Genomic DNA, 24411 nt, shown 5'->3' on the forward strand with positions numbered 1-24411 from the left:
GCTAGCGGGAGTCGTCGCGGTCGTCCGAGGAGTCGCGCACGCCGAGATTGCGGGGCGGACGGCTCGTCTCGCCCGGGGCGAGCGGCCCGTCGCCGGCGCGCGGGGCCGACGGCGCGTCGGAAGCGGTGCCGTCTGCGCCGGCGGGGGCGCCGGGCGTCTGCGCCGACTCATCCGCCGAGTCCCCGGACTCCACCGGCTCCGCCGGCTCGTCGGCCGGGGTCTCGACGCTCGGGCCGTGGTCGCCGGGGTGACGGTCGTCGGTGCGCACCGAGGCGGGCACCTCGATGGGGGGACGGTCGGAGACCGGGCGCTCGTCGTTGGAGAGCCACGTCGGCCGCTCGGGCAGCCTCTTGACGTCGCGGAAGATCTCGGCGATCTGCACGTGGTCGAGGGTCTCCTTCTCGAGCAGCTCGCGGGCGAGCGCGTCGAGGATGTCGCGGTTGGTGACGAGCACCTCGTAGGCCTCGTTGTGCGCCTGCTCGAGCAGGGCGCGCACCTCGGCGTCGATCGACACGGCCACGCCCTCCGAGTAGTCGCGGTTCTGGCCGAACTCGCCGAGGAAGGCGCCGGGCTGCGCCTGACCCAGCTTCACCGGGCCGACCGTGGCCGACATGCCGTAGTCGGTGACCATCTTGCGAGCCGTGCCGGTGGCCTTCTCGATGTCGTTGCCGGCACCCGTCGTGGGGTCGTGGAACACGAGCTCTTCGGCCACGCGCCCGCCGAGCGCGTAGGCGAGCTGATCCTGCAGCTCGTTGCGCGTCACCGAGTACTTGTCTTCGAGCGGGATCACCATCGTGTAGCCGAGGGCGCGGCCACGGGGCAGGATGGTGATCTTCGTCACCGGGTCGGTGTGGTTGAGGCCAGCGGCGACGAGTGCGTGCCCGCCCTCGTGGTAGGCCGTGATGAGCTTCTCGCGATCCTTCATCACCCGGGTGCGGCGCTGCGGGCCCGCGATCACGCGGTCGATGGCCTCGTCGAGGGCGCGGTTGTCGATGAGTTGCGCGTTCGAGCGCGCCGTCAGCAGCGCGGCCTCGTTGAGCACGTTCGCGAGGTCGGCGCCCGAGAAGCCGGGGGTCTTGCGGGCCACGACCTCGAGATCGACGTTCTTCGAGAGCGGCTTGCCCTTCGCGTGCACCTGCAGGATCTTGAGCCGGCCGGGCATGTCGGGGGCGTCGACGCCGATCTGGCGGTCGAAGCGCCCCGGGCGCAGCAGCGCGGGGTCGAGCATATCGGGGCGGTTGGTCGCCGCGATCATGATGACGTTGGTCTTGGGGTCGAAGCCGTCCATCTCGACGAGCAGCTGGTTGAGCGTCTGCTCGCGCTCGTCGTGGCCGCCGCCCATGCCCTGGCCGCGGCGCTGGCCGACGGCGTCGATCTCGTCGACGAAGATGATGGCGGGCGCATTGGCTTTGGCCTCCTTGAAGAGGTCGCGCACGCGGCTCGCACCGACGCCCACGAACATCTCGACGAAGTCGGAACCCGAGATCGAGTAGAACGGCACCCCGGCCTCGCCGGCGACCGCGCGCGCGAGCAGCGTCTTGCCGGTGCCGGGCGGGCCGTGCAGCAGCACGCCCTTCGGGATGCGCGCGCCGACGGCCTGGAACCGTGACGCGTCCTGCAGGAAGTCCTTGATCTCGTGCAGCTCCTCGACCGCTTCGTCGGCGCCCGCGACGTCGGCGAAGGTGACCTGCGGCATGTCCTTCGACACGAGCTTGGCCTTGTTCTTGCCGAACTGCATCACCCCGCGGCCGCCGCCCTGCATGGACGAGAGCATCCACCAGATCAGCAGGCCGATGAGCAGCAGCGGCAGCAGGAATCCGAGCAGCGACCACAGCGGGTTGGGCTGCGGCACCTTGTCGGTGAAGCCGTCCTTGAGGTCGGCCTGGTCGACCGCCTCGACCACGGCTTCACCGCGCTGCGACACGTAGTAGAAGTACACCTTGTCGGTGCCGGCCTTCTTGTCGACCTTCTCGAGCGAGAGGTTGACCCGCTGATCGCCGTCGATGATCTCGGCCTGCTTCACCTGGCCGCCCGAGATCATCTCCAGGCCGCGCTCCGTGGTGACCTCGCGGGTGTCGCCGCCCGAGAGCAGCGACCATCCGAGCAGCACGATGATCGGTGCGACGATCAGGTACAGCAGCGGGCCGCGGAAGAGCTTGCGGCTCTTCGAGGTGCTCTTCGTCGGTTTCTCTGCCAAGTCGGGGCCTTTCAAGACGGGCGGTGCTGCGGGTGCAAGCGTAAGCGTAGCCAATACCGCTGACATCGGGCTGCGCCGGAGCGGTTGTCCGCTCAGGGCGGAGCGCTCGCGCCCGGCGGGGCGCAGCCCGGCGCGCGCTCAGCTGTAGACGTGCGGCGCGAGCACGGCGACGTCGCGCAGGTTGCGGTAGTCCTCGGCGTAGTCGAGGCCGTAGCCCACCACGAACTCGACGGGGATGTCGAAGCCCACGTAGGCCACGTCGACCTCCACCTTGAGTGCCTCGGGCTTGCGCAGCATGGTGCAGATCCGCACGGACTTCGCGCCGCGGCTCTCGAGGTTCTCCTTGAGCCAGGCGAGAGTGAGGCCGGAGTCGATGATGTCCTCGACGATGAGCACGTCGCGCCCCGTGATGTCGCTGTCGAGATCCTTGAGGATCTTCACGACGCCGCTCGACTTCGTGCCGGCACCGTAGGAGGAGACCGCCATCCAGTCCATCTGCGCGTGGAAGCGCAGCTCGCGCGCGAGGTCGGCCATCACCATGACGGCGCCCTTGAGCACGCCGACGAGCAGCGGCGGCCCGTCCTGGTAGTCGGCCTCGATCTCACGGGCCATCTCGGCGAGACGGGCGTTGAGCTCGGCCTCGGTGTGCAGTACGACGGAGAGGTCATCCCCCAGGTGTTTCGCGTCCATGCGACCATTCTTCCACTGCTCGGATGCGGATCGCGCGCCCGCGTGCGGTGACCGAGCCGTCGGCCCGTGCCGGCACTTCGGATCGCGCACATGTTTCGGTCGAAATGCCAGCTCTTCATCCGAGATTCCGGTGAGCTCCGAAAGACCGTATGGGCCGGCGGATCAGCGCGGCGCTCTCGGGGAGCCCGTCTGCCGCACGAACTCGAGCTGCGACCCCGCCCGGGAGACGCGGACGCCCGGCGCGTAGACCGGCCCCTGTCCGTGCCAGTCGGCGACGAGCGCGGCGACGGCGGCCGTGTGCTCGCGGCTCAGCTGCGCGCCGAAGCGCCGGTCGGCGACGAGGCGGATCACCCGCGCGAGGAGCGCGGCCGGCAGCGGCGCGAGATCGGCGACCATCAGTGCGGCCCGGTCGGATGCGGCAGGCTGGGGGCCGGGCTCCGCGAGCGCCGCTGCGGCGATGCCCTCCGCGATCCCGTCGAGCGCGTCGGCGTCCTCGCGCGCGAGATCGGCGGTGCGGGCGAGCGCGGCCGGCACCCCCGGCCCGAGCTCGCGCACGAGCAGCGGCAGCACCCGCTCGCGCACGCGCACCCGGGCGAACGCCGCGTCGTGGTTGTGCGGGTCTCGCCACGGGTCGAGCCCGGCCTCGGCGCACGCAGACTCGGTGGTGGCGCGCGTGATCTCGGGCGGCGACGCGAGGAACGGGCGCAGGATCGCGGTTCCGGAAGAGGTCTCGGCGAGTCGGCGCCGGGGCGGGATCCCCGCGAGGCTGCGGGAGCCGGAGCCCCGCGCCAGTGCGAGCAGCACCTGCTCGGCCTGGTCGTCGCGGGTGTGGGCGGTGAGGATCGCGGCGGCGCCGGTGCGTTCGGCGGCCCGGGCGAAGGCCTCGTAGCGGGCGCTGCGCGCGTTCGCCTCCGGACCGCCGCCGCCGTCTTCGACGCGCACGCGGTCGACCATCACCGGCGCGAGGCCGAGCTGTTCGGCCTGGTGGGCGGCCCGGTCGGCGACGCCGGCCGACCCCTCCTGCAAGCCGTGATCGATCACCAGCGCGCCGGCACGCAGACCTGCACGCCCGGCCTCGTGCGCGGTCGCCGCGGCGAGCGCCAGGGAGTCGGGGCCGCCCGAGAGCGCGACGAGCACGAGCGGTGCGGCTCCGGCGGAACCGTCGCCCGCGAGATCCGCCGCTCGCCACTCGGCGAGCGCGCGCCGCACCGCGAGCCTGGTGTCGAGGAGCGCGCGCTGGACCATGCCGTCAACGTTAGCGCGGGCGGCACGGGCCTCAGTGGAACTGCTATGGTGCACGAAGATCGAGTGCGCCGGGCATCGTGGCCTGCGCCGGTCTCGGCGAAGGAGCAGCGATGTCCCATGTCCACCGTCACCACCGCGGCGCGAACGCCCGGGCGCAGCTCGATGTGAACCCCGTGTTCGTCAGGCCGGGCGAGGCGACGCAGCTGCCGAAGTTCGAGCTGCCGGCGCACGCGATGTCGCCGAGCACCGCGTACCAGATCGTGCACGACGAGGCCATGCTCGACGGCAATTCGCGGCTCAACCTGGCGACCTTCGTCTCCACCTGGATGGATGACGAGGCGGTGCGGCTCTACGCCGAGGCCGCCGACAAGAACATGATCGACAAGGACGAGTACCCGGCGACCGCCGCCATCGAGGAGCGGTGCTGGCGGATGCTCGCGAACCTCTGGCACGTGCCCGACATCGACGACACGATCGGCACCTCGACGATCGGCTCGTCGGAGGCCTGCATGCTCGGCGGGCTCGCGCTCAAGCGGCGCTGGCAGGAGCGTCGGCGCGCGGAGGGGAAGCCCGCAGACCGGCCCAACCTCGTGCTCTCGGCCGGGGTGCAGGTGGTCTGGGAGAAGTTCTGCAACTACTGGGACGTCGAGCCCCGCTACGTGCCGGTGTCCGCCGACCACCTCGTGCTCGACGGGCACGAGCTGGAGCAGTACGTCGACGAGTGCACCATCGGCGTCGTCGCGATCCTCGGCCAGACCTACACCGGGCTCTACGAGCCGGTGCGCGAGATCGCGGCGAAGCTCGACGAGATCGAACGGGAGACGGGCATCGACGTGAGGATCCACGTCGACGGCGCCTCGGGGGCGATGGTCGCTCCGTTCTGCCAGCCCGAGCTCGTCTGGGACTTCGCAGTCGACCGGGTGAACTCGATCAGCACCTCCGGCCACAAGTACGGTCTCGTCTACCCGGGCGTCGGGTGGGTGGTGTGGCGCGACCGCGCCGCCTGCCCGGAGAGCCTCATCTTCCACGTGAGCTACCTCGGCGGCGACATGCCGACGCTCGCGCTCAATTTCTCCCGCCCCGGAGCGCAGGTGCTGCTGCAGTACTACCAGTTCTTGCGGCTCGGCTTCGACGGCTACCGGGTGGTGCAGCAGAACTCGCTCGACGTGGCGCAGTTCCTCTCCGCCGCGATCGGGGAGATGCCGGCCTTCGAGCTCGTGAGCCGGGGCGACACGATCCCGGTCTTCGCCTGGCGTCTCGTGCCGGACCACACCGAGAACTGGACCCTCTTCGACCTCGCCGACCGTCTTCGGATGCGCGGCTGGCTCGTGCCCGCCTACCCCATGCCCGACGATCTCTCTGATCTCGTGGTGCAGCGGATCGTGGTGCGCGTGGGTCTGAGCCGGGATCTCGCGGGCGATCTGCTCGACGCGATCACGGAGGAGGTGGCGTTCCTCGACGCGCTCGAGAGCCCGCTGCCGAGGAGCGGCAACGGCGGCTTCGCCCACTGATCCGGTCCGTGACCGACCGCCCCAGGAACGGAGCCGTCCATGCCGCGAAGCAGCCCCGCCGGGCCGGGTCGAGGCGCATCCGCCCTGCTGGTGCCGACGCTGCGGAAGCAGAGCGCTCTCTTCATGGTCGGTTCGGCGCTGTTCGCCGTCGGCTCGGCGCCGGGGGTGTCGACGGTGCTCGGGCCGCAGCTCGGCAATCTCGCGTTCTTCATCGGGGCCTGGTGGTTCACCGCGGCGGGGTTCGTGCAGCTCGCGATGAGCGGACCGCCGCGCGGGCGCACCGCGGACGGACGGGTCGCGCTGCGATCGGAGTGGGCGGCCGCTGCTGTGCAGAGCGTCGGCACGCTGCTCTTCAACGTGAGCACCACCGCCGCGCTCTCCGCGACGACGCTGCTCGCCGAGCGGCACCTCGTCTGGCGCCCCGATGCCGGCGGCTCGCTGGCGTTCCTCGTGAGCGCCGGTTTCGCGTGCGCGGCCTATCGCAGCGCGCACGCGACGCTGTGGGATCCGCGGCGGGGCGAGTGGTGGTCGACAGTGGTGAATCTCGCCGGCTGCGTGGCCTTCGCGGTGTCGGCGATCGGCGCCTTCATCGAGTCCGACGGCGACCCGCTCTCCTCTCCCGCCGTGGACTGGGGCACTTGCCTCGGCGCGGTCTGCTTCTTCGTCGCGTCGTGGATCGTGCTGCCCCGCCGTCGTGCGGCGACGCATCGGGTACCCTGAGACCGGCAACACACACCGAGGCAGCCCGCTGCTGTCTCTGCGACAGAAAGAGGAGCGCATGGCCGCCGCATTCGACGCAGTCATCGAGATCCCCAAGGGGAGCCGCAACAAGTACGAGGTCGACCACGAGACCGGTCGCGTGTACCTCGACCGCGTGCTCTACACCGGCTTCGTGTACCCGACCGATTACGGCTTCTTCGAGGAGACCCTCGGCGAGGACGGCGATCCGCTCGACGTGCTCGTGCTGCTCGACTACCCGGTCTTCCCCGGCGTCGGGGTGAAGGTGCGCCCGGTCGGCGTGCTGAAGATGGGTGACGAGGCTGGCGGCGACGACAAGGTCATCGCCGTGCAGCACAAGGATCCGCGCTGGTCGCACATCCAGGACGTCGCCGACATCCCGGAGTACACCCGCAAGGAGATCGAGCACTTCTTCGAGCACTACAAGGATCTCGAGCCCGGCAAGTGGGTGAAGGTCGACGCCTGGGGCTCGGCCGCCGACGCCGAGCAGCTCATCATCGAGGCGCAGCAGCGCCTCGCCAACGAGCACTGAGGCATCCCCGGGGCGCGAGGAACGAGCGCTCCGGGCGCAGCAGCGCCTCGCCGACGAGCACTGAGGCGGCACGCGCACACGAGAGAGGGGCTCGGGATCGCATGATCCCGAGCCCCTCTCTCGTGCGTGCGTCCTCGTTCTAGAAGTTGATGTAGAACGCGGGGTTGACGAAGTCGTACCAGCCGCTGTCCTGGTTCGGGCGCATCTCGAAGTGGAGGTGGCAGCCGGTGCTGGCGCCGGTGCTGCCGACGTAGCCGACGACCTGTCCGGCGTTGACCCACTGTCCGCCGCTCACGCTGGCCCACTGGATCATGTGGGCGTAGCGCGTCTGCCAGCCGTTGGGGTGGTTGATGTTCACCATGTTGCCGCCGCCGTAGGGATCCCAGTAGGACATGGTGACGGTCCCCGACTGGGCGGCGACGATGGGCGTCCAGCACGCGGTGGCGAGGTCGATGCCGGTGTGGTTCCAGCGACCCGGCGAACGGAAGCCCTCGGACACGTAGTAACCGCTGGTGGGACGCACCCAGCCGTTGCTGGAGACGGGGGGCGGGGGCGAGATCACGCCACCGCCACCGCCACCGCCGCCACCGGGGTTCTTGGCGGCCTCCTCCTGGGCGCGGCGCAGCGCCTCGGCGGCCTCGGCAGCCTGCCGCTGGCGCTCCTTCTCGGCGGCGATGCGCTGCTCCTCCTCGATGCGGAGGCGCTCGCGGTAGCCGTCCACCGTGGAGGTGGTCTCGTCCTTGAGCGCTTCGAGCTGCAGCTGCAGCTCGCGCTGCTGGGCCTCCTGGGCACGGACGCGGTCCTCCTGCGAGGCCGCGGCCTCGGCGGCGGCCTGCTCCTTCACGGCCTGCTCCTGCCGCAGCACCTCGCGCTCCGCGCGGGCGCTCTCGGCCTGCTGGCTGAGCGCGTCGGCGGTGTTCGCGGCCTGCTCGGCCTCCTCCGAGAGCTGGGTGTTGCGCTCGGTGGCCTTCGACATCGAGGCCATGCGCTCGAGGAGGGCATCGGCGGTGCTGCCGTCGGAGTCGAGGAAGAGCTCCATGCTGCGGTCGACGCCGCCTGAGCGGTACATCTGGGCCACGATGACGCCTGCGCGATCCGCTGCGGCCTCGGCCTCCTGGCGACTCTCCTCGGCCTGACGCTCGAGATTCTGCAGCTTCTCGGTGGCACGCGCGAGGTTCTGCTCGGCGGCGTTCAGCTCGGCCATGGCGACGGACGCGAGGGTGCGCAGACGGTCGAGCTCCTGCTGGCTCTGGGAGAGCAGGCCCTCGATCTCGGCGACCTTCTTGCCCGCGGACGCCTCGTTCTGCTTGGCGCGCTGCACATCGTCCCAGGTGGGGAGGTCGAGCGCCTGAGCGGGAGCGGGGGCGGCGACGACCTGCCCGCCGACCAGCAACCCGGCGGCGAGCGCGCAACTGCCGAGCACTCCGATGACGCGTCTCATCGCCCCTGCGTTCTTCTTCCCCATGTCCCCTGACTCCGTTTTTCGGACAGTGTGATCCCCGCCCACCGTAACACTCCCGTTCCCGGCGCGCACGGCTGCGTGCTCTCGGCGGCGTCGCGCCGGTGCGTCAGTCGTCGAGCAGCGCCGCCGCGAACATGGGCCGCGCGGCGTCGACCGCGGGCGGGTGGAAGAGCCCGGCGGCGGCGTCGCGGTAGAGCCGGCTCGCCTCGTGCTCACCGTCGAAGCCGGCTCCGCCGGAGCAGATGAGCGCGGTCTCGGCGCAGCGACGGGCCGCGTCGGCGGCGTTGATGCGGGTGCTGACGAGGTGCAGCGGCCAGCGTGCGCCGTGGTCGACGGCGTCGTCGAGATCCCGCGTGATCGCGTCGAGCTGAGCCGGCACCGCGAGGTAGCCGAGGTGGGCGTCGGCGAGTCGGGTGCGGTGCTCGGGCACTTCGGCGAGGCTCGTGCCGCGGCGGGCGGATCGGCGCTGCCGCAGCCCCTCGGCGGCGACGTCGAGGGCGCGTCGCGCCACGCCGGCGTAGACGGAGGCGACCAGCAGTTGGAAATTGCTCGCGATCGCGAAGGTGAGGAGATCCGGGTGGTCGCCTGCTGGAATGCGGCGCGCCACGCGATCCGCCCGCATCGGCGCTCCGTCGAGCACGGTGGCCCGGCTCTGCGAGGCGCGCATGCCGAGCACGTTCCAGTGGTCGGAGACGGTCACGCCGCCGCCGTCGCGGTCGAGGAAGCCAAAGACGAGGGTGGGCTGTTCGGGGTCGCTGTCATCGAGCCCGTGCACGATGAGCCGCGTCCAGACGGGCGAGAGCGAGGTGAAGATCTTCACACCGGTGACGCGGTAGCCGCCCTCGCCGTCGGCTTCGGCACGGGTGCCGGAGCCCTGCAGCACCCAGTCGTTGCCGGGTTCGCTGATGCCGAAGGCGAAGATCTCGCCCGCCATCGTCTCCTCGAAGACGTGCGCGAGCGAGCGGTCGCCGCGCGCGAACATGGCGCGCACCACTCCCGTGCACATGAGGTGCATGTTGATCGCGAGCGCGGTCGCAGGCGCGGCCGTCGCGAGCCGCTGCTGCAGCCGCGACACCTCGTGCAGCGTGAGCCCCGGGCCGCCGTGCTCCTCGGGCACGAACAGTGCGAGGTAGCCGAGCTCGCGCAGTTCTGCGAGGTCGTCGTGGCAGAAGCCGTTCTCGCGATCCGTGACGGCCGCGCGCTCGCGGAAGCGGTGCAGCAGTTCGTCGGGCAGGTAGCGCTCGGCCAGTTCGGCGTGCCGCGCCTCGCGATCCTGGGCCGGGCTCTTCGTCGTCGCGTTCTCGCTCACCCGGCCATGCTATCGAGCGCGATCGGGGCCTCGCGGCCGGCCCGGCGCGCTCCGGCGCTGAGCCGGGATCCGGATCCGCGCACCGTTCACTCCCCCGCCGCGAGCAGCGCGGTGACCCGGTACGGGATGACCTCGCGTAGGAAGAGACTGGTCGAGGTGCGGTTGATGCCGGGGCAGAGGCGGATCTCCTCGCTCACCCGGTAGAGGTCGTCGGGATCCTTCGCGACCACGCGCAGCAGCAGATCGGTGCTGCCTGCGGGGGCGAAGCACTCGAGCACCTCGGGGATGTTCGCGAGCGCCTCGACGGCCTCGCCGATCTGGTGCTGGTCGAGCTCGACCTGCACGCTCGCCCCCACGGGCCGCCCGAGCGCGGCGGGCGAGATGCGCGCGCTGTGCCGCCGCAGCATCCCGGACTCGCGCAAGCGTTCGAGTCGCGTCTGCACGGTGCCCCGTGCGAGACCGAGCCGCATGGCGATCATCGCGGTCGGCATGCGGGCGTCCTCGTCGAGGAGCGTCAGAATACGGCGATCGGTCGCGTCGATTGCGCTCATATTGCCCACTTTCTGCATGATCTATTCACTCAGTATTGATCATACTGATCAACTTCATCAAATCAGCTTGCGCGATTCGCCGAATACCGCTGTACTGGCTCGCAGGGCGCGGTCAGCGCACCGACCCGGCCCCGCGAGCGCAGCACCCCGCGCTCGCGGATCGAACCGCAGCACCACCCCCGCTGCAGAACCGAAAGCGAACACACCCGTGAGCACCATCCCTGCCCTCGCGTCCCCGGCCACCGGCGCCGCCGGCACCACCCCGCCCCGCGTCGCACTGCACCGGCCGAGGCTGCGTGCGACGCTGACCGCCCTCACCCTCTTCAGCCTGCTCGCCGCGGCGAACCTGGCGACCCCTCTCTACCCGCACATCGAGCGCAGGCTCGGCATCGACAGCTTCGGTGTGACGGTCGCATTCTCCAGCTACGTGCTGAGTCTGCTCGCGGGGCTCCTCCTGTTCCGCCGCCTGAGCGACGTGCTCAACCGCCGCACCGTGCTGGTCTGCGCGGTCACGGCGACTGCGGCGGCCACCCTCGCCCTGGCATTCGCCCCCTCGCTGGCGTGGTTCTGCGCCGCTCGGGCGGTGCAGGGCCTCGCGATCGCGGCAGCCACGGGCACGGGGTCGAGCGCCCTGCGCGTGCTGCTGGCGGGGCGCGCGGACCTCAGCGGGCGCCTCACCCTGCTCGCCACTTCGGGCGGCGTCGCCGCCGGCCCGATCCTGGGCGGGCTGCTGTCGCAGCTCGGGATCGTCACCGCTGCCCCGTTCGTCGCCTGGTCGGGGCTGCTGCTGGCGCTGGCGCCCGCGATCCTGCTGATCGCGCCGCATCGGGAGTGCCGCCAGGAGGCCGCGGGGGCGCGGCGCGCGCAGCCCGGCCGACCCGAGACGCGGTCCGCTGCAAACCCGATGACGTCGGCGGCCGACGCAGCGCCCGCCGACGCGAACTCGGCGATCCGCTTCGCAGCACTCGTCGGCTTCGCGAGCTTCGCGCTCTTCGGCCTGTGCCTCTCGCTCGCCCCGTCGCTGCTCTCCGAGATGCTGGCGACCGATTCGCTGCCGCTGCTCGGATTGCTCGCCTCGCTCGTGCTGCTGGCGTCGGCGACGATGCAGCTGCTGCCCCTGCGCGGGGCGCTGCGGGCGCCGCTCGGCCTCTCGCTCTTCGCGGCGGGCATGCTCGCGCTGGGGGCCGCCCCGACCGCATCGGCGCCGGCGCTCTTCGTGGCCGGCAGCCTGCTCGCCGGCGCCGGTCAGGGCGTCGCGTTCCAGGCGGCGTTCGGCGCCGCGGTCGCGGCGGCACCCCCTTCGCGCCACGCCTCGACCGTCAACCTGGTCTACGCCGTCACCTATCTCGGCAGCGCGCTGCCCGTGCTCGGGCTCGGGCTCGTCGCCCGGAGCGCCGGTCTCGCACCGGCCGTGCTGGGCTTCGCGGCACTCGTCGCGGGTGGCTGCATCGTGCTCGCGGTGCGCTCGGCGCGCAGGATCGTGCGACGCTGAGCGTTACAGCCCAGGGCGTCTCTCGTACGTGCTCGCCTACTGCGCGCGTCCGAGGAACTGCTCGAGAGCCCGCTGATCGGACTCGCTCAGCATCGAGCTGAAGCGGTCGGCGAGCGCAGTGCGCGCGATCCTGCCGGCCTCGGCCGCGTCGCGTCGCTCGATCGCTTCGAAGAGCCCGGTGTCGATGCGCACCGACTCCAGCTTCACACTGTTGTCGCCCGGGCTGCGCTCGGCATCGCGCTGCAGCAGGTCGCGCAGCGCCCCCCAGACGGCATGACCGCTGAGGGCGAGGATCTGATTACCGCTCGCCTCCCATACCCGCTCGTGGAACGCGAGGTCGGCGTCGGCGAAGTCGGGGGCGTCGGCCTCGGCCGACTCGCGCATGCGCTCGACCGCCTCACGCATGAGTGCGAGCTCGGCGTCCGTGTGGCGGATCGCCGCGAGCTCGCTCGCGGATCCGTCGAGGATGATGCGGTACTGCAGCAGCTCGGCGAGGTCGAGCGAGGCCGTGCCGAGCATGGTGCGGAACGATCGCCCGAGCGTATCGGGCGACGGTGCGAGCACCACGGGTCCGCCGCGGGTGCCGGGGCGCGGTTCGAGCAGACCCATGCTCTGCAGCACGCGCAGCGCCTCGCGCACGGTGGGGCGGCTCACGCCGAACTGACCCATGAGGTCGCGCTCGCTGGGCAGCTGCGATCCCACGGGGAAGTCGCCCGAGAGGATCGCGTGCTCGATCTGCTCGACGATCCGTTGATAGGTGTAGACCGGCGAGGCTGCGGTGAAGCTGTGCGAGGAGGTCAACGCTGAGGCTCCTTGGGGACGCGTCGGCTGGCAGAGGCGCCTTCAGTCTAGTGCCCGGCCGAGGTCCGGGCCGGGGCCCGCGGGCGTCGCGGCCCCGGATGCTCCTGTTGCACCAAGTGGCCTTACCATCTATCCTGTTGCTTGTCTCTCAGTGCCGAGAGCGCGATCGACGTCCTCCCGGTTCGAAAGCTCCTCGCGCACCGACGACAATGGCCTGGGGCGGGTTCCGCGCCCCAACGTCACATGCCCGACACGCCGACCCCGTCGGCACTCCCTGCGACAGGAAGCAAAGATGCGACGCAAGACACCACTCATCCTCACCGCGGCACTCGCGGCGGCCACGGCGCTCGTGCTCGCTGGCTGCTCGGCCGGCTCAGGCGGCAGCACCGGCGCAGCCGACACCGCCGAGCGCACCTCGGCCACCATCGCACTCACCGCCGCACCCGTGAACCTCGACTTCACCACCACCGCCGGCGCGGCGATCCCTCAGGCGCTCATGTCGAACGTCTACGAGGGCCTGGTCGAGATCAACCAGGAGGGCGAGATCGTCCCGCTGCTCGCCGAGGAGTGGAGCCTGAGCGACGACCGCAAGACCTACACCTTCACACTGCACGAGGGCGTCACCTTCTCGAACGGCGAGCCCTTCACCGCCGCCGACGTGAAGTTCAGCTTCGACCGGGTCAAGACCGACTGGACCACCACGCTCAAGGGCAAGATGGACGTCGTCGAGAGCGTCGAGGTGCTCTCCGACACCGAGGTCGCGGTGCACCTCACCCAGCCCTCGAACGCCTGGCTGTTCAACATCGCCACCCCCATCGGGGCGATCTTCAGCCCCAGCGGCGTCGACGATCTCGCAAACGCCCCGGTGGGCACGGGCCCCTACGAGGTCGCCTCCTGGACGCCGAGCGAAAGCCTCGTGCTCGACACCCGCGACGACTACTGGGGCGACGCCCCCGGCGTCGAGCAGGTCACCCTGAAGTACCTCGCCGACGCCACCGCGACCACCAACGCCCTGCGCACCGGCGACGTCGACGCGATCGTCAACCTGCAGGCGCCCGAGCTCGTGAGCACCTTCGAAGAGGACCCGGCCTTCGAGGTCGTCTCGGGCACCTCGAGCGGCGAGATCTCGCTGTCGCTCAACAACCGCATCGCACCCTTCGACGACGTGCGGGTGCGCCAGGCCGTGCTGCACGCGCTCGACCGCCAGGCGATCATCGACACCGCCTGGAACGGCTACGGCTCGCTCACCGCCACCTACGTGACCCCGCTCGAGCCGTACTACGTCGATCTCAACGACGCCTACGAGTACGACCCCGAGAAGGCCAAGGAGCTGCTCAAGGAGGCCGGAGCCGAGAACCTCGACATCACCTTCAAGGTTCCGACTCGCCCCTACGCGCAGGCCGTGTCCGAGATCGTGGTCTCGCAGCTCGCCGAGGTGGGCATCAACGCCACCATCGAGTCGTCGGAGTTCCCGGCAGTGTGGCTCGAGGACGTGTTCACCAACCACAACTACCAGATGACCACGGTGCTCGCCGTCGAGGCGCGCGACCTCCTCACCGTCTTCAACAACCCCGACTACTACATCGGCTACGACAACTCGAAGATCGCGCCCATCGCGGCCGAGGCCGACGCCGCCGACGAGGCGGGCTACATCGAGGGCATGCAGCAGGTGCAGGAGCAGATCGTCGATGACGCCGCGAGCGGCGTGCTGTTCCTCTTCCCGAACATCGTGATCAGCGCGGCAGGCCTCGAGGGCGTGCCGGAGAACGCGATCGTCGAGGCCCTCAACCTCACCGATCTCTCCTGGAAGTAGCGACACCCGGTCCCCGGTCGCGGCGCCTCGGCGCCCCGGCCGGGGACCATCCCGTCCCCCCGTTCCGAGCCCGCCGATCCGGGCTGCGACAAGGAGCCTCATGGCCATACGACTACTCGTGAACCTCGTCCGCTTCGCGGCGACGTTCCTCGTGGCGACCGTCGTCGTCTTCCTCTTCATGCGGCTCATCCCCGGCGACCCCGCCCAGGTCGCTCTGGGCGTCAACGCCAGCCCCGAGCTGCTCGAGCAGATGCGCGCGCAGTTCGGCACCGACCGTCCCCTCGCCGTGCAGTACCTCGACTGGGTCGGCGGCCTGCTGCGCGGCGACTTCGGCGTCTCCTACGTCACCCGGCAGGACATCAGCCCCCTCGTCATCGACCGGCTGCAGGTGAGCCTCATCCTCGTCCTCACCGCGATGGCCGTCGCACTGCTCGTCGCGATCCCGCTCGGCACGATCGCAGCCGTGCGCCACCGCAACTTCTCGGGCATCGCGATCGGTGCCGTCTCGCAGCTCGGTGTCGCGATCCCCGGATTCCTCGCCGGCATCCTGCTAGTCATCGTCTTCTCCATCCAACTCGGATGGTTCCCCGCGGGCGGCTGGACGCCCCCGAACCAGGACTTCGGCGAGTTCCTGCGCCGACTGTTCCTGCCCGTGCTCGCCCTCGCATCCGTGCAGGGCGCGATCCTCACCCGCTACGTGCGCAGCGCCGTGCTCGAGATCATGAGCGAGGACTACCTGCGCACCGCCCGCGCGAAGGGCCTCAGCAAGACGGGGGCGCTGCTCAAGCACGGCATGCGCAACGCCGCGATCCCGGTCATCACCGTGACCGGCGTGCAGATCGCCGCGCTCATCATCGGCGCCGTGGTGATCGAGCGCGTCTTCGTGATCCCCGGCCTCGGCTCGATGCTGCTCGACGCAGTGGGCAACCGCGACCTGCTCACCGTGCAGTCGCTCGTGATGGTGCTCGTCGCGATCACCCTGCTCATGAACCTCCTCATCGACGTCATCTACACGATCGTCGACCCGCGCATGCGAAAGAGCTCCTGACATGGACACCACGCAGACCCCCGTCCCCTCCAGCCAGGCTCCGCGCACGAGCGCGATCGCCGCGCCCCGCACGCCCCGCCGTCGCATCGGACGCCGGCGCCTCTCGCCCACGCTCATCGCAGGCCTCGTGCTGGTGGGCATCGTCGCCATCACCGCACTGCTCTCCTTCGTGTGGACGCCCTACGACCCGGTGCAGGTGAACCCCGCCGACCGTTTGCAGGGTCCGAGCCTCGCCCACCTTTTCGGCACGGACAAGTACGGCCGCGATCTCTTCTCCGGGATGCTCGTGGGCGCCCGCATCACCCTCTTCGTCGGTCTCATCTCGGTGGGTATCGCCCTGCTCGTCGGTACCCCGCTCGGCATCATCGCGGGCATCCGCGGCGGCTGGATCGAAGAGATCATCATGCGCACCTCCGACATCGCCCTCGCGTTCCCGGCGCTGCTGCTCGCGATCATGTTCGGCGCCGTGTTCGGCCCGTCGACGGTGTCGGCGATGATCGCGATCGGCATCTCCACCATCCCGGGCTTCGCCCGGGTCGCCCGGTCCGGCACCCTCCAGGTCATGAGCACCGAGTACGTGCTCGCGGCGCGGGCCGCGAGCCAGTCGCGATTCCGGATCGCGGTGCGCCACGTGCTCCCCAACATCATCGGCATCGTCGTGGTGCAGTGCTCCGTGGCCTTCGCGCTCGCCGTGCTCGCGGAGGCGGCTCTGAGCTTCCTCGGCCTCGGCACCCCGCCGCCGACACCGTCGTGGGGGCGCATGCTGCAGGAGTCGCAGCAGTTCCTCGGCACGCACCCCTCGCTCGCGATCTTCCCCGGCGTGGCCATCGCGATCGCCGTGATGGGCTTCAACCTGCTGGGCGACGGCCTGCGCGACCGATTCGATCCGAAGCTGAACGGAGGCCGCTCATGAGCGCCACCCCCGAAGCGGCCGGCGCGCCGCTGCTCACCGTCGACCGCCTGCGGGTCTCCGCCGGCGAGCGCACGCTCGTGCACGACTTCTCGCTGCACATGCAGCGGGGCGAGCGCATCGGCCTCATCGGGGAGTCCGGATCGGGCAAGTCGATGACCACCACCGCGCTGCTCGGCCTGCTGCCCTCCGGCGTCACCGCGACGGGCTCGGTACGGTTCGGCGACTCGCCCCGCAACCTGCTCGAGACGCGCGACTCCGAGCTCATGAAGATCCGCGGCAACGACGTGGCGATGGTCTTCCAGGAACCGCTCACCGCGCTCAACCCGCTCATGCGCGCCGGCGACCAGGTCGCCGAGATCATGCTGCAGCACCGCACCGTGTCGGGCAAGGCCGAGGCGCGACGCCGCGCGGTCGAGATGCTCGACGCCGTGAAGCTGCCGAACCCGGCCGAGGCCGCCCGGGCCTACCCGCACCAGCTGTCGGGCGGACAGCGCCAGCGCGTCATGCTCGCGATGGCCCTCGCCAACGACCCGAGCCTGCTGCTCTGCGACGAGCCCACGACCGCTCTCGACGTCACCGTGCAGCGCCAGGTGCTCGATCTGATCCTCGAACTCGTGCGCGAGCGCGGCACCGGCCTGCTCTTCATCACCCACGACCTCGCCGTCGTCGCGAACATGTGCACGCGCGTGCTCGTGATGAACCAGGGCGAGATCGTCGAGGAGGGGCCGACCGAGCAGGTGTTCACCCGGCCGCAGCACCCCTACACGCGGGGCCTGCTGGCGGCGTCGGATCTCGAGGCGACCGATGCGAGCGGACGCCTCTTCACGGTCGCGAGCGCCGCGTCGTACGTGCCCCCGACCCCGGAGGAGGAGCGCGCCGCCGAGGCCGCGGCGGCGCGCACCGCGCACGCCGCACGCGAGGCGCAGCAGGCCGCCGAGGCCGCCGCCGTGTCCGAGGCCGCAGCTGCGGCCGAGAGCTCGGCGACCGGCGCCGCCCACGCCGCCGAACCGGTGATCCGGGTCACCGATCTCGTGCGCACTTACTCCCGCGGCCGCACCAGCCTCTTCAAGCCGGCGCCCCTCGTGCACGCGCTCAGGGGGATCTCCTTCGAGGTGCCCGAGGGCGGCAGACTGGGCGTCGTCGGCGAATCCGGATCCGGCAAGTCGACCCTGCTGCGCATCCTCGCGGGCCTCGACCAGCCCACCTCGGGCAGCGCCGTGGTGGCGGGCAACGAGGTCTCGGGCGCGCGCGAGTCGCAGCTGCGCGAGCTGCGCCAGAACCTGCAGATCGTGTTCCAGGATCCGATGGGATCGCTCGACCCGCGCATGACCGTCGAGCAGATCATCTCCGAACCGCTGCTCGTGCGCGGCCGCGACGAGAGCGCCGCTCAGCGCTCCCGCATGGTCGCCGAGATGCTCGAGGCCGTGGGGCTGCCGGCCGACGCGGCCGAGCGCTACCCCCACCAGTTCTCCGGCGGGCAGCGCCAGCGCATCTCGATCGCCCGCGCGCTCATCTGCCGGCCGAAGGTGGTGGTGGCCGACGAGCCCGTCAGCGCGCTCGACGTCTCGGTGCGCGCGCAGGTGCTCAACCTGCTCGCCGACCTCGTCGACGAGTACGGCCTCACCCTCGTCTTCGTGTCGCACGACCTCGGCGTGGTACGGCACCTCTGCGACTCGGTCGTGGTGATGCAGTCCGGCGAGATCGTCGAGGCCGGCGACACCGAGACCGTCTACAACGCCCCTCGGCACCCGTACACGCAGCGCTTGATCGACTCGTCGCTCACGCTGCGACAGGAACTGGCCAGCGCCTTCTGAGGCGCTGGCGCGACCGCCCGCCCGATCCGCAGCCCCGCGGCCCCGCGCCGCAGTGAGGAGATCCACATGACCGACCCGCAGCAGATCCTCGCCCTCGACGCCGGTGCCCTCTCGGCGGCCTACGCGGCCGGCGAGCTCACGCCCGGCGAGGTCGCGGAAGCGGTCATCGCCCGCGTCGAGGCGCGCGAGCCCCATCTGAATGCGCTCTACCTGTTCGACCCCGAGCAGCTGCGCGCCGACGCCGCAGCCTCGACGGCGCGGTGGCGGGCCGGCGAGCAGCGAGGGCCCCTCGACGGCGTACCCGTGACCGTGAAGGAGAACATCGCGCGGGCCGGGCAGCCGAAGCCCTCGGGCACCGCGATCCCGAACCCGCCGATCGCCGAGCGCAACGCCCCCACCACCGACCGTCTGCTCGAAGCCGGAGCCGTGATCGTCGGCTCGACCACGATGCCCGACTGGGGCATGCTCTCCTCGGGCGTCTCGAGCCTGCACGGCATCACCCGCAACGGCCTCGACCCCGCGCTCACCGCAGGCGGTTCCAGTGCGGGCGCCGGCACTGCGGCCGCCGCCGGATACGGCCCCCTGCACGTCGGCACCGATATCGGCGGTTCGATCCGCCTGCCCGGCTCCTGGCAGGGTCTCACCGCTCTCAAGCCGAGCGAGGGCCTCATCCCGCTCGACGTGCCCTACACCGGCCGCGCCGCCGGTCCCCTCACCCGCACGGCAGCCGACGCGATCCGCCTCATGTCGATCATCGCGCAGCCCGACGCCCGCGACTACCTCACGCGCCCCTACCAGCCGATGGACTGGTCGACCGAGCCGCTCTCCCCCGCCGGTATGCGGGTCGCGCTGCAGCTCGACGCCGGATCGGGCCTGCCCGTCGAGCCGGAGACCCGCGCAGCCGTCGAGCGCGCCGCGCAGCTCTTCGCAGACGCGGGTGCCGCCGTCGTACCGCTCGCCCCCTTCGTGCCAGCCGAGGTGCTCGACGGACTCGTCGACTTCTGGCGCAGCCGCTCCTACGCCGACTACGAGGCGCTGAGCGAGGCCGAGCGGGCGCACGTGCTCCCCTTCATCGCCGAGTGGTGCGGCGCCGGCGCCGCGATCAGCGCGGCGCAGACGGTGCGCAATCGCGGCTGCGCCGACACGATGGCGCAGCTCACGCGCGCGGCGACCGAGCCCTTCGACCTCGTGCTGTCACCGGTGACGCCGGTGGCCGCGTTCGCCGCGGAGGATCCGATGCCCGTCACCGACCCGCTGCAGACGATGGGGCACATCTCCTTCACCGTGCCCTACAACATGTCGGGGCAGCCCGCCGTGTCGGTGAACGCCGCGGTGCAGGACGATGGCCGCACCGTGGGCCTGCAGATCGCGTCGCGGATCGGCAGCGACGACCGCCTGCTGCGCGTCGCCCGCTGGTTCGAGACCGTGCGCGGCGACGACGCCGCGGTCGACTGGGCCTCCATCGCGTAGCGCGCGGGTCTCATCCCCGAGATGCAGCGGAGCCCTGTGGGGCGGCCTCCTGCGGGAGGCCGCCCCACAGGGCTCCGCTGTTGCTGCGCGGGCGCGCGTCGCTACGCCGTGGGCGGCGTGAAGCGGCCGTCGATCGCGGTCCAGCCGCCGTCGACGAACAGGGTGGATCCCGTGACGAAGCTCGACGCCTCGGAGGCCAGGTACACGACCGCTCCGGCGAGCTCCTCGGGGCGCGACCAGCGGCCCAGCGCGCTCTTCGTGGCGTAGGCGCGATCCCACGCCTCGTCCTGCTTGATCTGCACGGTCAGCGGAGTCTCCACGATGCCGGGGGCGACGACGTTGACTCGCACGCCCTGCGCGCCGAACTCGGCCGCTGCGGTCTTCGCGAGCTGCACGAGGCCGGCCTTGGTGGCGGCGTACACGCCCTGCCCGGGCTCGACCACCTGGGCGCGGATCGAGGCGAAGCCCACGATCGAACCGCCGCCGTTCGCCGCGAAGGCCTTGCCGAAGTGCCGGATCAGCTGGAACGACGAACGCAGGTTGAGGTTCACGACCCGGTCGTACTCCTCCATCGTGTAATCCGCCATGCGCTTGCGCACGTTCATAGCGGCGGTGAACACGAGCGCGGAGGCGTCGCCGAAGCGCTCGGCGGCGGCCTCCACCTCGGCGTCGTCGAGCACGTTGAGGCGGAAGGTCTCGGCCACGCCTCCGCGCTCGGCGATGGCGGCTGCGGTGGCCTGCGCGGCCTCGAGCGAGAGATCGGCGACGACCACGCGCGCCCCGTGGGCGGCGAGCGCCAGGGCGGCCTCGCGGCCGATGCCCCCGGCGCCCACCACGACGGCGGTGCGGCCGTCGAGGCGGAAGAGCTGGGAGTAGTCGGGGGTGCTGGTCATGCGGTGCTGCTTTCTGTCGGTGGGGCGGGGGCGGCGGGCGGCCGCGGGAGAGCGGGGCGGTCAGCTGCGGGCGACGGGCCGGATCATCGCCATGCGCGTCACGGTGAACTCCTCGATCGCGTAGCGGGGGCCCTCACGGCCCACCCCCGAGTCCTTCACACCGCCGTAGGGCATGATGTCGGATCGGAAGCCGGGGATCTCATTGACCACCACACCGCCCACCTCGAGCCGGTCGAGTGCGGCGAAGGCGCTCTCGAGCGAGGAGGTGAAGATCGCGGCCTGCAGACCGTAGCGGGAGTCGTTCACCACGTCGATCGCCTCGTCGACCGAGTCGACCACGGTGAGACACACGACGGGGCCGAAGATCTCTTCGCGCCACGCCTCGACATCGCGGGGCACGGAGCCGAGCACGACGGGCGGCACCGCCGCCGCGCGATCGGCCTGCGCGAGAGCTTCGGCCGAGGGGGCCAGCAGCTCGGCGCCTGCGGCGAGCGCGCGCTCGACGGTGGCGCGGATCCGATCGCCGGAGGCGGCGTTGATGACGGGGGCGACGTGGGTCTCGGGATCGCGGGGGTCGCCGACCACCAGCTCTGCGAGGCGCTCCGCGAGCCGCCCGGCGAAGCGGTCGGCGATGCCGCGCTGCAGCACGATGCGCTGCACCGAGATGCAGGCCTGCCCGTTGGCGTAGAAGCCGCCCGCCAGCACCGCGCCGACGGCGGCTTCGACGTCGGCGTCGTCGGCGACGATGAACCCGGTGTTCGAGCCGAGTTCGAGCAGCGTCTTGCGGGGGGCCGCCTGCTGGGCGATGAGGTGGCCGATCTTCGCGGACCCGGTGAATGAGACCACCTGGGCACGCGGGTCGCGCACCAGCAGTTCGCCCACCTCGGGGCCGCCGTTGACGAGCTGGGCCGCGGCGCCGGTCACGCCGTGGACGGCGAGCACGTCGCGCACGATCGCGAAGAGCTCGATCGTGGCGAGGGGGGTGTTGGGGGCGGGCTTCACGATGATCGGGCACCCCGCGGCGATCGCGGGGGCCAGCTTGTGGGTGGCGAGCAGCACCGGGTAGTTGAAGCCGGCGATGCCCACGACCACGCCGGCGGGCTTGCGGGTGTAGTAGCCGACCATGCCGCGGCCGAGCTCCTGCAGATCGAGGGGCACGGTTTCGCCGGTGACGTGGGAGGTCTCTTCGGCGGTGGCCTCGAAGGTGACGATGGTGCGGGCCATCTCGACGCGGCAGTCGCGCAGCGGTTTGCCGGTCTCCAGCACGAGCAGCTGCTCGAATCGCTCGCGGTCGGCGCGCAGGCGGGCGCAGATGTCGGTGAGGATCGCCTTGCGCTGAGCGGTGGTCAGGGCGGCGACTTCGGCCCGCGCGGCCTCGGCGGCGTCGAGGGCGTCGGCGGAGTCGGCGGCCGTGCTCTGCGGCGCCTCGGCGACGAGGCTGCCGTCGAAGGGGAACACGATCCGGGCGCGGCCGGAGACCTCGCGCCAGGCGGTGCCGATGGGCAGGCTGCCGGCGGGAGCGTGCAGCTCGATGGGGTGCGGGGAGGGGTGCATGGTGGGATCCTTCACAGCCGGAGGCCGCACGGGTCGCGTCTTCGCGAGCGCCCCCTGCGACGGGGATCGGTGCCGCCGCTCTCGGCGGGGCGCCCGTGGGGGTACCCTCGCGATCGAGTGGCCTTACCATTAATATAGGTGAAAAGATCCGCTGCAACAAGGAACGAGACCCCGATGACGCGCTCCCACTCCATTGCTGTCCTCCCCGGCGACGGGATCGGCCCCGAGGTGGTCGCCTGCGCACTCGACGTGCTCGACGCCGCCGAGCAGCGCTTCGGCTTCACCACCGAACGCAGCGAACTGGCGGCCGGCGCGAACCACTACCTCGCCACCGGCGAGCTCTTCGACGCGGTCGAACCGCTGCTGCGCGACGAGGACGCGATCCTCTTCGGCTCCATGGGCGACCCGCGCGTCACCCCCGGCATCCTGGAACGCGGATTCATCCTCGAAATGCGCCAGCGCTTCCAGCAGGCCGCCAACGTGCGCCCCGTGCGCCTCTACCCCGGCGTCCCCACCCCCATCGCGGGTCTCACCCCCGAGCGCTGCGAGATGGTGATCGTGCGCGAGAACACCGAGGGCGCCTACGTGGGACGCGGCTCCACCGTGCACGCCGGAACCCCCCACGCGGTCGCGATGCAGGAGTCCCTCAACACCCGCGCCGGCATCGAGCGCGTGGTCGACTTCTCGTTCAGGCTCGCCCTCGGACGCCGCCGCCGCCTCACGCTCTGCCACAAGACCAACATCCTCGTCGCCGCCGGGCAGCTGTGGCAGCAGGTCGTCGCCGACGTCGGCGAGCGCTACCCGGAGGTCGAGGTCGACTACGTCCACGTCGACGCGATGTGCTTCCACCTGCCCCTCACGCCCGAGCGCTTCGACGTGGTCGTCACCGACAACCTCTTCGGCGACATCATCACCGACCTCGGCGCAGTCATCCAGGGCGGCCTCGGCGTCGCCACGAGCGCCAACCTCAATCTCGACGGCAGCGCCCCGAGCATGTTCGAGGCCATCCACGGCTCCGCGCCCGACATCGCCGGCAGCGGCCGGGCCAACCCCGCCGGCGCGATCCTCTCGCTCGCCCTCATGCTGGGGCACCTCGGCGAGGGCGATGCCGCGCGCGCCGTCGAGGCCGCCACCGTCGAGGTGCTGGGCGGGCTGCCCGCGCTGGCCGGCGAGGAGATGGGCCTCAGCACCTCGCAGATCGGGTCGCGGATCGCGGAGATCGTGCGCGAGGGTCGCGCCGACACCGCGCTCGTGCCCGATTCCCTGCTCGGCGTGCTCGCCTCGCTCGAGCCGTCGCGCCTCTGAGCGGGGGCCGGACCCGCGCGCCGCCGAGACCGAACCCGCGGATCCGCTCTACCGGGCCGCGGGCTTCACGAACCGCAGGCGGGCCACCACCGCGAGCACCGCCACCACGACCGCGCCCCAGATCAGCCCGAACACCGCCGATAGCCCGCTGTCGATCAGCCAGGTCACGATCGCGGGTCCGTGCACCGAGTGGGTGATCGCGTGCAGCAGCTCGTACGGCCACGGCACCCCCACCTCGGCGAGGTTGACGATCAGGATGTGGCCGCCCACCCAGAGCATCGCGACCACGCCCACGATGCTCAGCAGCCGGAACACCACCGGCATCGCCTTCACGAGCCAGATGCCGAGCACCTTCAGCGCCCGCGGGCGGCGACGGCGCAGCCAGAACCCGGCGTCGTCCATCTTCACGAGCAGCGCCACGCTGCCGTAGACGATCACCGTCATGAGCAGGCCGACGACGACGAGGATCGCGAGCCGCATCAGCCACGAATCCGCATCGATGTTGGCGAGCGAGATCAGCATGATCTCGATGGAGAGCACGAGATCGGTGCGCACCGCGCTGCCCACGATCTGCTTCTCATCGGTCTCGGTGCGCTCGACCACCTCGTCGACGGTGTGCTCGTCGCCGTGCCCGCGCAGCGCGCCGATCCAGTGCCACACCTTCTCGGCGCCCTCGTAGGCGAGGTAGGTGCCGCCCACCAGCAGCAGCCAGGGGAACACCCACGGCGCCCAGATGCTGAGCAGCATGATGCCGACGATGATGCCGGCCTTGTTGAGCAGCGAGCCGCGCGCGATCCGCCACACCACCGGCAGCTCACGGCTGGGGCTGATGCCGCGCACGTACTGCGGCGTGACCGCGGCGTCGTCGATCACGACGCCTGCCGACTTCGCCGAGGCCTTCGCGGCCCCGGCCACCACGTCGTCGATCGAGGCGGCGGCCGCCCGCGCCAGCACGGCGATGTCGTCGAGAAGGGCGAAGAAGCTACCGCTCACTGGGAATCCTTGCTGAATCGGGCCTGCACAGGCGAGGGGCGGATCGCCGAACGCGATCCGCCCCTCAACTCTAGGGCTAG

19 protein-coding genes and 1 pseudogene are annotated in these 24411 nt (G+C 71.2%); 10 read left to right on the forward strand and 10 right to left on the reverse strand.

The features are described from left to right. Position 1: 1 nt before the first annotated feature. The 3 genes from ftsH to tilS all read right to left on the reverse strand — a co-directional run bounded on the left by ftsH (position 2) and on the right by tilS (position 4132). The gene (gene ftsH / locus H629_RS0101650) at positions 2–2197 is read right to left on the reverse strand and encodes an ATP-dependent zinc metalloprotease FtsH (RefSeq protein ID WP_024355622.1); all 2196 of its coding nucleotides are present in this window, start codon (positions 2195–2197) and stop codon (positions 2–4) included. Between the two features lie 138 nt (positions 2198–2335). Next, the gene (gene hpt / locus H629_RS0101655; RefSeq protein ID WP_024355623.1) at positions 2336–2887 is read right to left on the reverse strand and encodes a hypoxanthine phosphoribosyltransferase; all 552 of its coding nucleotides are present in this window, start codon (positions 2885–2887) and stop codon (positions 2336–2338) included. Positions 2888–3049: 162 nt separating this feature from the next. Then, positions 3050–4132, reverse strand: coding sequence for a tRNA lysidine(34) synthetase TilS (gene tilS, locus H629_RS0101660; protein WP_024355624.1), 1083 nt, complete (start codon positions 4130–4132; stop codon positions 3050–3052). Positions 4133–4242: 110 nt separating this feature from the next. Between tilS and gad the strand changes: the two genes are divergently transcribed. From gad to ppa, 3 genes are read left to right on the forward strand one after another with little or no spacing between them, the layout of a single operon-like run. Beyond that, entirely contained in the window at positions 4243–5643 is a 1401-nt protein-coding gene (gene gad / locus H629_RS0101665; protein ID WP_024355625.1) for a glutamate decarboxylase, read from the forward strand. 39 nt (positions 5644–5682) lie between these two features. Then, positions 5683–6363 (forward strand): hypothetical protein, encoded by a 681-nt coding sequence (locus H629_RS0101670; protein ID WP_024355626.1) that lies wholly within the window; start codon positions 5683–5685, stop codon positions 6361–6363. Between the two features lie 58 nt (positions 6364–6421). Then, positions 6422–6913: an inorganic diphosphatase gene (gene ppa, locus H629_RS0101675; RefSeq protein WP_024355627.1), complete on the forward strand. Its 492-nt coding sequence runs from the start codon at positions 6422–6424 to the stop codon at positions 6911–6913. A gap of 139 nt (positions 6914–7052) precedes the next feature. Here the strand turns inward: ppa and H629_RS0101680 are convergent, their stop codons facing one another. The 3 genes from H629_RS0101680 to H629_RS0101690 all read right to left on the reverse strand — a co-directional run bounded on the left by H629_RS0101680 (position 7053) and on the right by H629_RS0101690 (position 10235). Then, the gene (locus H629_RS0101680) at positions 7053–8378 is read right to left on the reverse strand and encodes a M23 family metallopeptidase (protein ID WP_024355628.1); all 1326 of its coding nucleotides are present in this window, start codon (positions 8376–8378) and stop codon (positions 7053–7055) included. Between the two features lie 103 nt (positions 8379–8481). Beyond that, complete coding sequence (locus tag H629_RS0101685) at positions 8482–9684, reverse strand: acyl-CoA dehydrogenase family protein (RefSeq protein WP_024355629.1); 1203 nt, start codon at positions 9682–9684, stop codon at positions 8482–8484. A gap of 86 nt (positions 9685–9770) precedes the next feature. Then, positions 9771–10235: an Lrp/AsnC family transcriptional regulator gene (locus H629_RS0101690; protein ID WP_024355630.1), complete on the reverse strand. Its 465-nt coding sequence runs from the start codon at positions 10233–10235 to the stop codon at positions 9771–9773. A 208-nt stretch (positions 10236–10443) separates the two neighbouring features. On the opposite strand from H629_RS0101690, the gene H629_RS0101695 reads away from it, so the two are divergent. Beyond that, a complete protein-coding gene (locus H629_RS0101695) occupies positions 10444–11727 on the forward strand; it encodes an MFS transporter (RefSeq protein WP_024355631.1) in 1284 nt (427 codons plus the stop codon). A 36-nt stretch (positions 11728–11763) separates the two neighbouring features. On the opposite strand, the gene H629_RS0101700 is transcribed toward H629_RS0101695, so the two are convergent. Further along, positions 11764–12528: a FadR/GntR family transcriptional regulator gene (locus tag H629_RS0101700; RefSeq protein WP_024355632.1), complete on the reverse strand. Its 765-nt coding sequence runs from the start codon at positions 12526–12528 to the stop codon at positions 11764–11766. Between the two features lie 292 nt (positions 12529–12820). Between H629_RS0101700 and H629_RS0101705 the strand changes: the two genes are divergently transcribed. The 5 genes from H629_RS0101705 to H629_RS0101725 all read left to right on the forward strand — a co-directional run bounded on the left by H629_RS0101705 (position 12821) and on the right by H629_RS0101725 (position 19586). Beyond that, on the forward strand, positions 12821–14341 hold the full coding sequence (locus H629_RS0101705) for an ABC transporter substrate-binding protein (protein ID WP_024355633.1): 1521 nt from the start codon (positions 12821–12823) through the stop codon (positions 14339–14341). Positions 14342–14441: 100 nt separating this feature from the next. Beyond that, positions 14442–15389: an ABC transporter permease gene (locus H629_RS0101710; protein ID WP_024355634.1), complete on the forward strand. Its 948-nt coding sequence runs from the start codon at positions 14442–14444 to the stop codon at positions 15387–15389. Position 15390: 1 nt separating this feature from the next. Then, the gene (locus H629_RS0101715; RefSeq protein WP_024355635.1) at positions 15391–16302 is read left to right on the forward strand and encodes an ABC transporter permease; all 912 of its coding nucleotides are present in this window, start codon (positions 15391–15393) and stop codon (positions 16300–16302) included. Further along, on the forward strand, positions 16299–18116 hold the full coding sequence (locus H629_RS0101720; RefSeq protein WP_024355636.1) for an ABC transporter ATP-binding protein: 1818 nt from the start codon (positions 16299–16301) through the stop codon (positions 18114–18116). The genes H629_RS0101715 and H629_RS0101720 overlap by 4 nt, the downstream gene beginning before the upstream one ends. 66 nt (positions 18117–18182) lie before the next feature. Then, a complete protein-coding gene (locus H629_RS0101725; protein ID WP_024355637.1) occupies positions 18183–19586 on the forward strand; it encodes an amidase in 1404 nt (467 codons plus the stop codon). A gap of 101 nt (positions 19587–19687) precedes the next feature. On the opposite strand, the pseudogene H629_RS0101730 reads toward H629_RS0101725, so the two are convergent. Beyond that, positions 19688–20509 (reverse strand): annotated as a pseudogene (locus H629_RS0101730) (SDR family NAD(P)-dependent oxidoreductase); the annotation flags it as partial. Positions 20510–20539: 30 nt separating this feature from the next. After that, complete coding sequence (locus H629_RS0101735; RefSeq protein ID WP_029746447.1) at positions 20540–22033, reverse strand: aldehyde dehydrogenase family protein; 1494 nt, start codon at positions 22031–22033, stop codon at positions 20540–20542. Between the two features lie 174 nt (positions 22034–22207). Between H629_RS0101735 and H629_RS0101740 the strand changes: the two genes are divergently transcribed. After that, positions 22208–23338 carry a 3-isopropylmalate dehydrogenase gene (locus H629_RS0101740; RefSeq protein ID WP_024355640.1) on the forward strand — a complete coding sequence of 377 codons (1131 nt, stop codon included), beginning with the start codon at positions 22208–22210 and terminating at the stop codon, positions 23336–23338. Between the two features lie 48 nt (positions 23339–23386). Here H629_RS0101740 and H629_RS0101745 read toward each other — a convergent pair whose 3' ends face one another. After that, positions 23387–24331 (reverse strand): DUF808 domain-containing protein, encoded by a 945-nt coding sequence (locus H629_RS0101745; protein ID WP_024355641.1) that lies wholly within the window; start codon positions 24329–24331, stop codon positions 23387–23389. Positions 24332–24411 lie beyond the last annotated feature (80 nt).

The sequence above is a fragment of the Leucobacter chironomi DSM 19883 genome, assembly GCF_000421845.1.
GTDB classification, from domain to species: domain Bacteria; phylum Actinomycetota; class Actinomycetes; order Actinomycetales; family Microbacteriaceae; genus Leucobacter; species Leucobacter chironomi.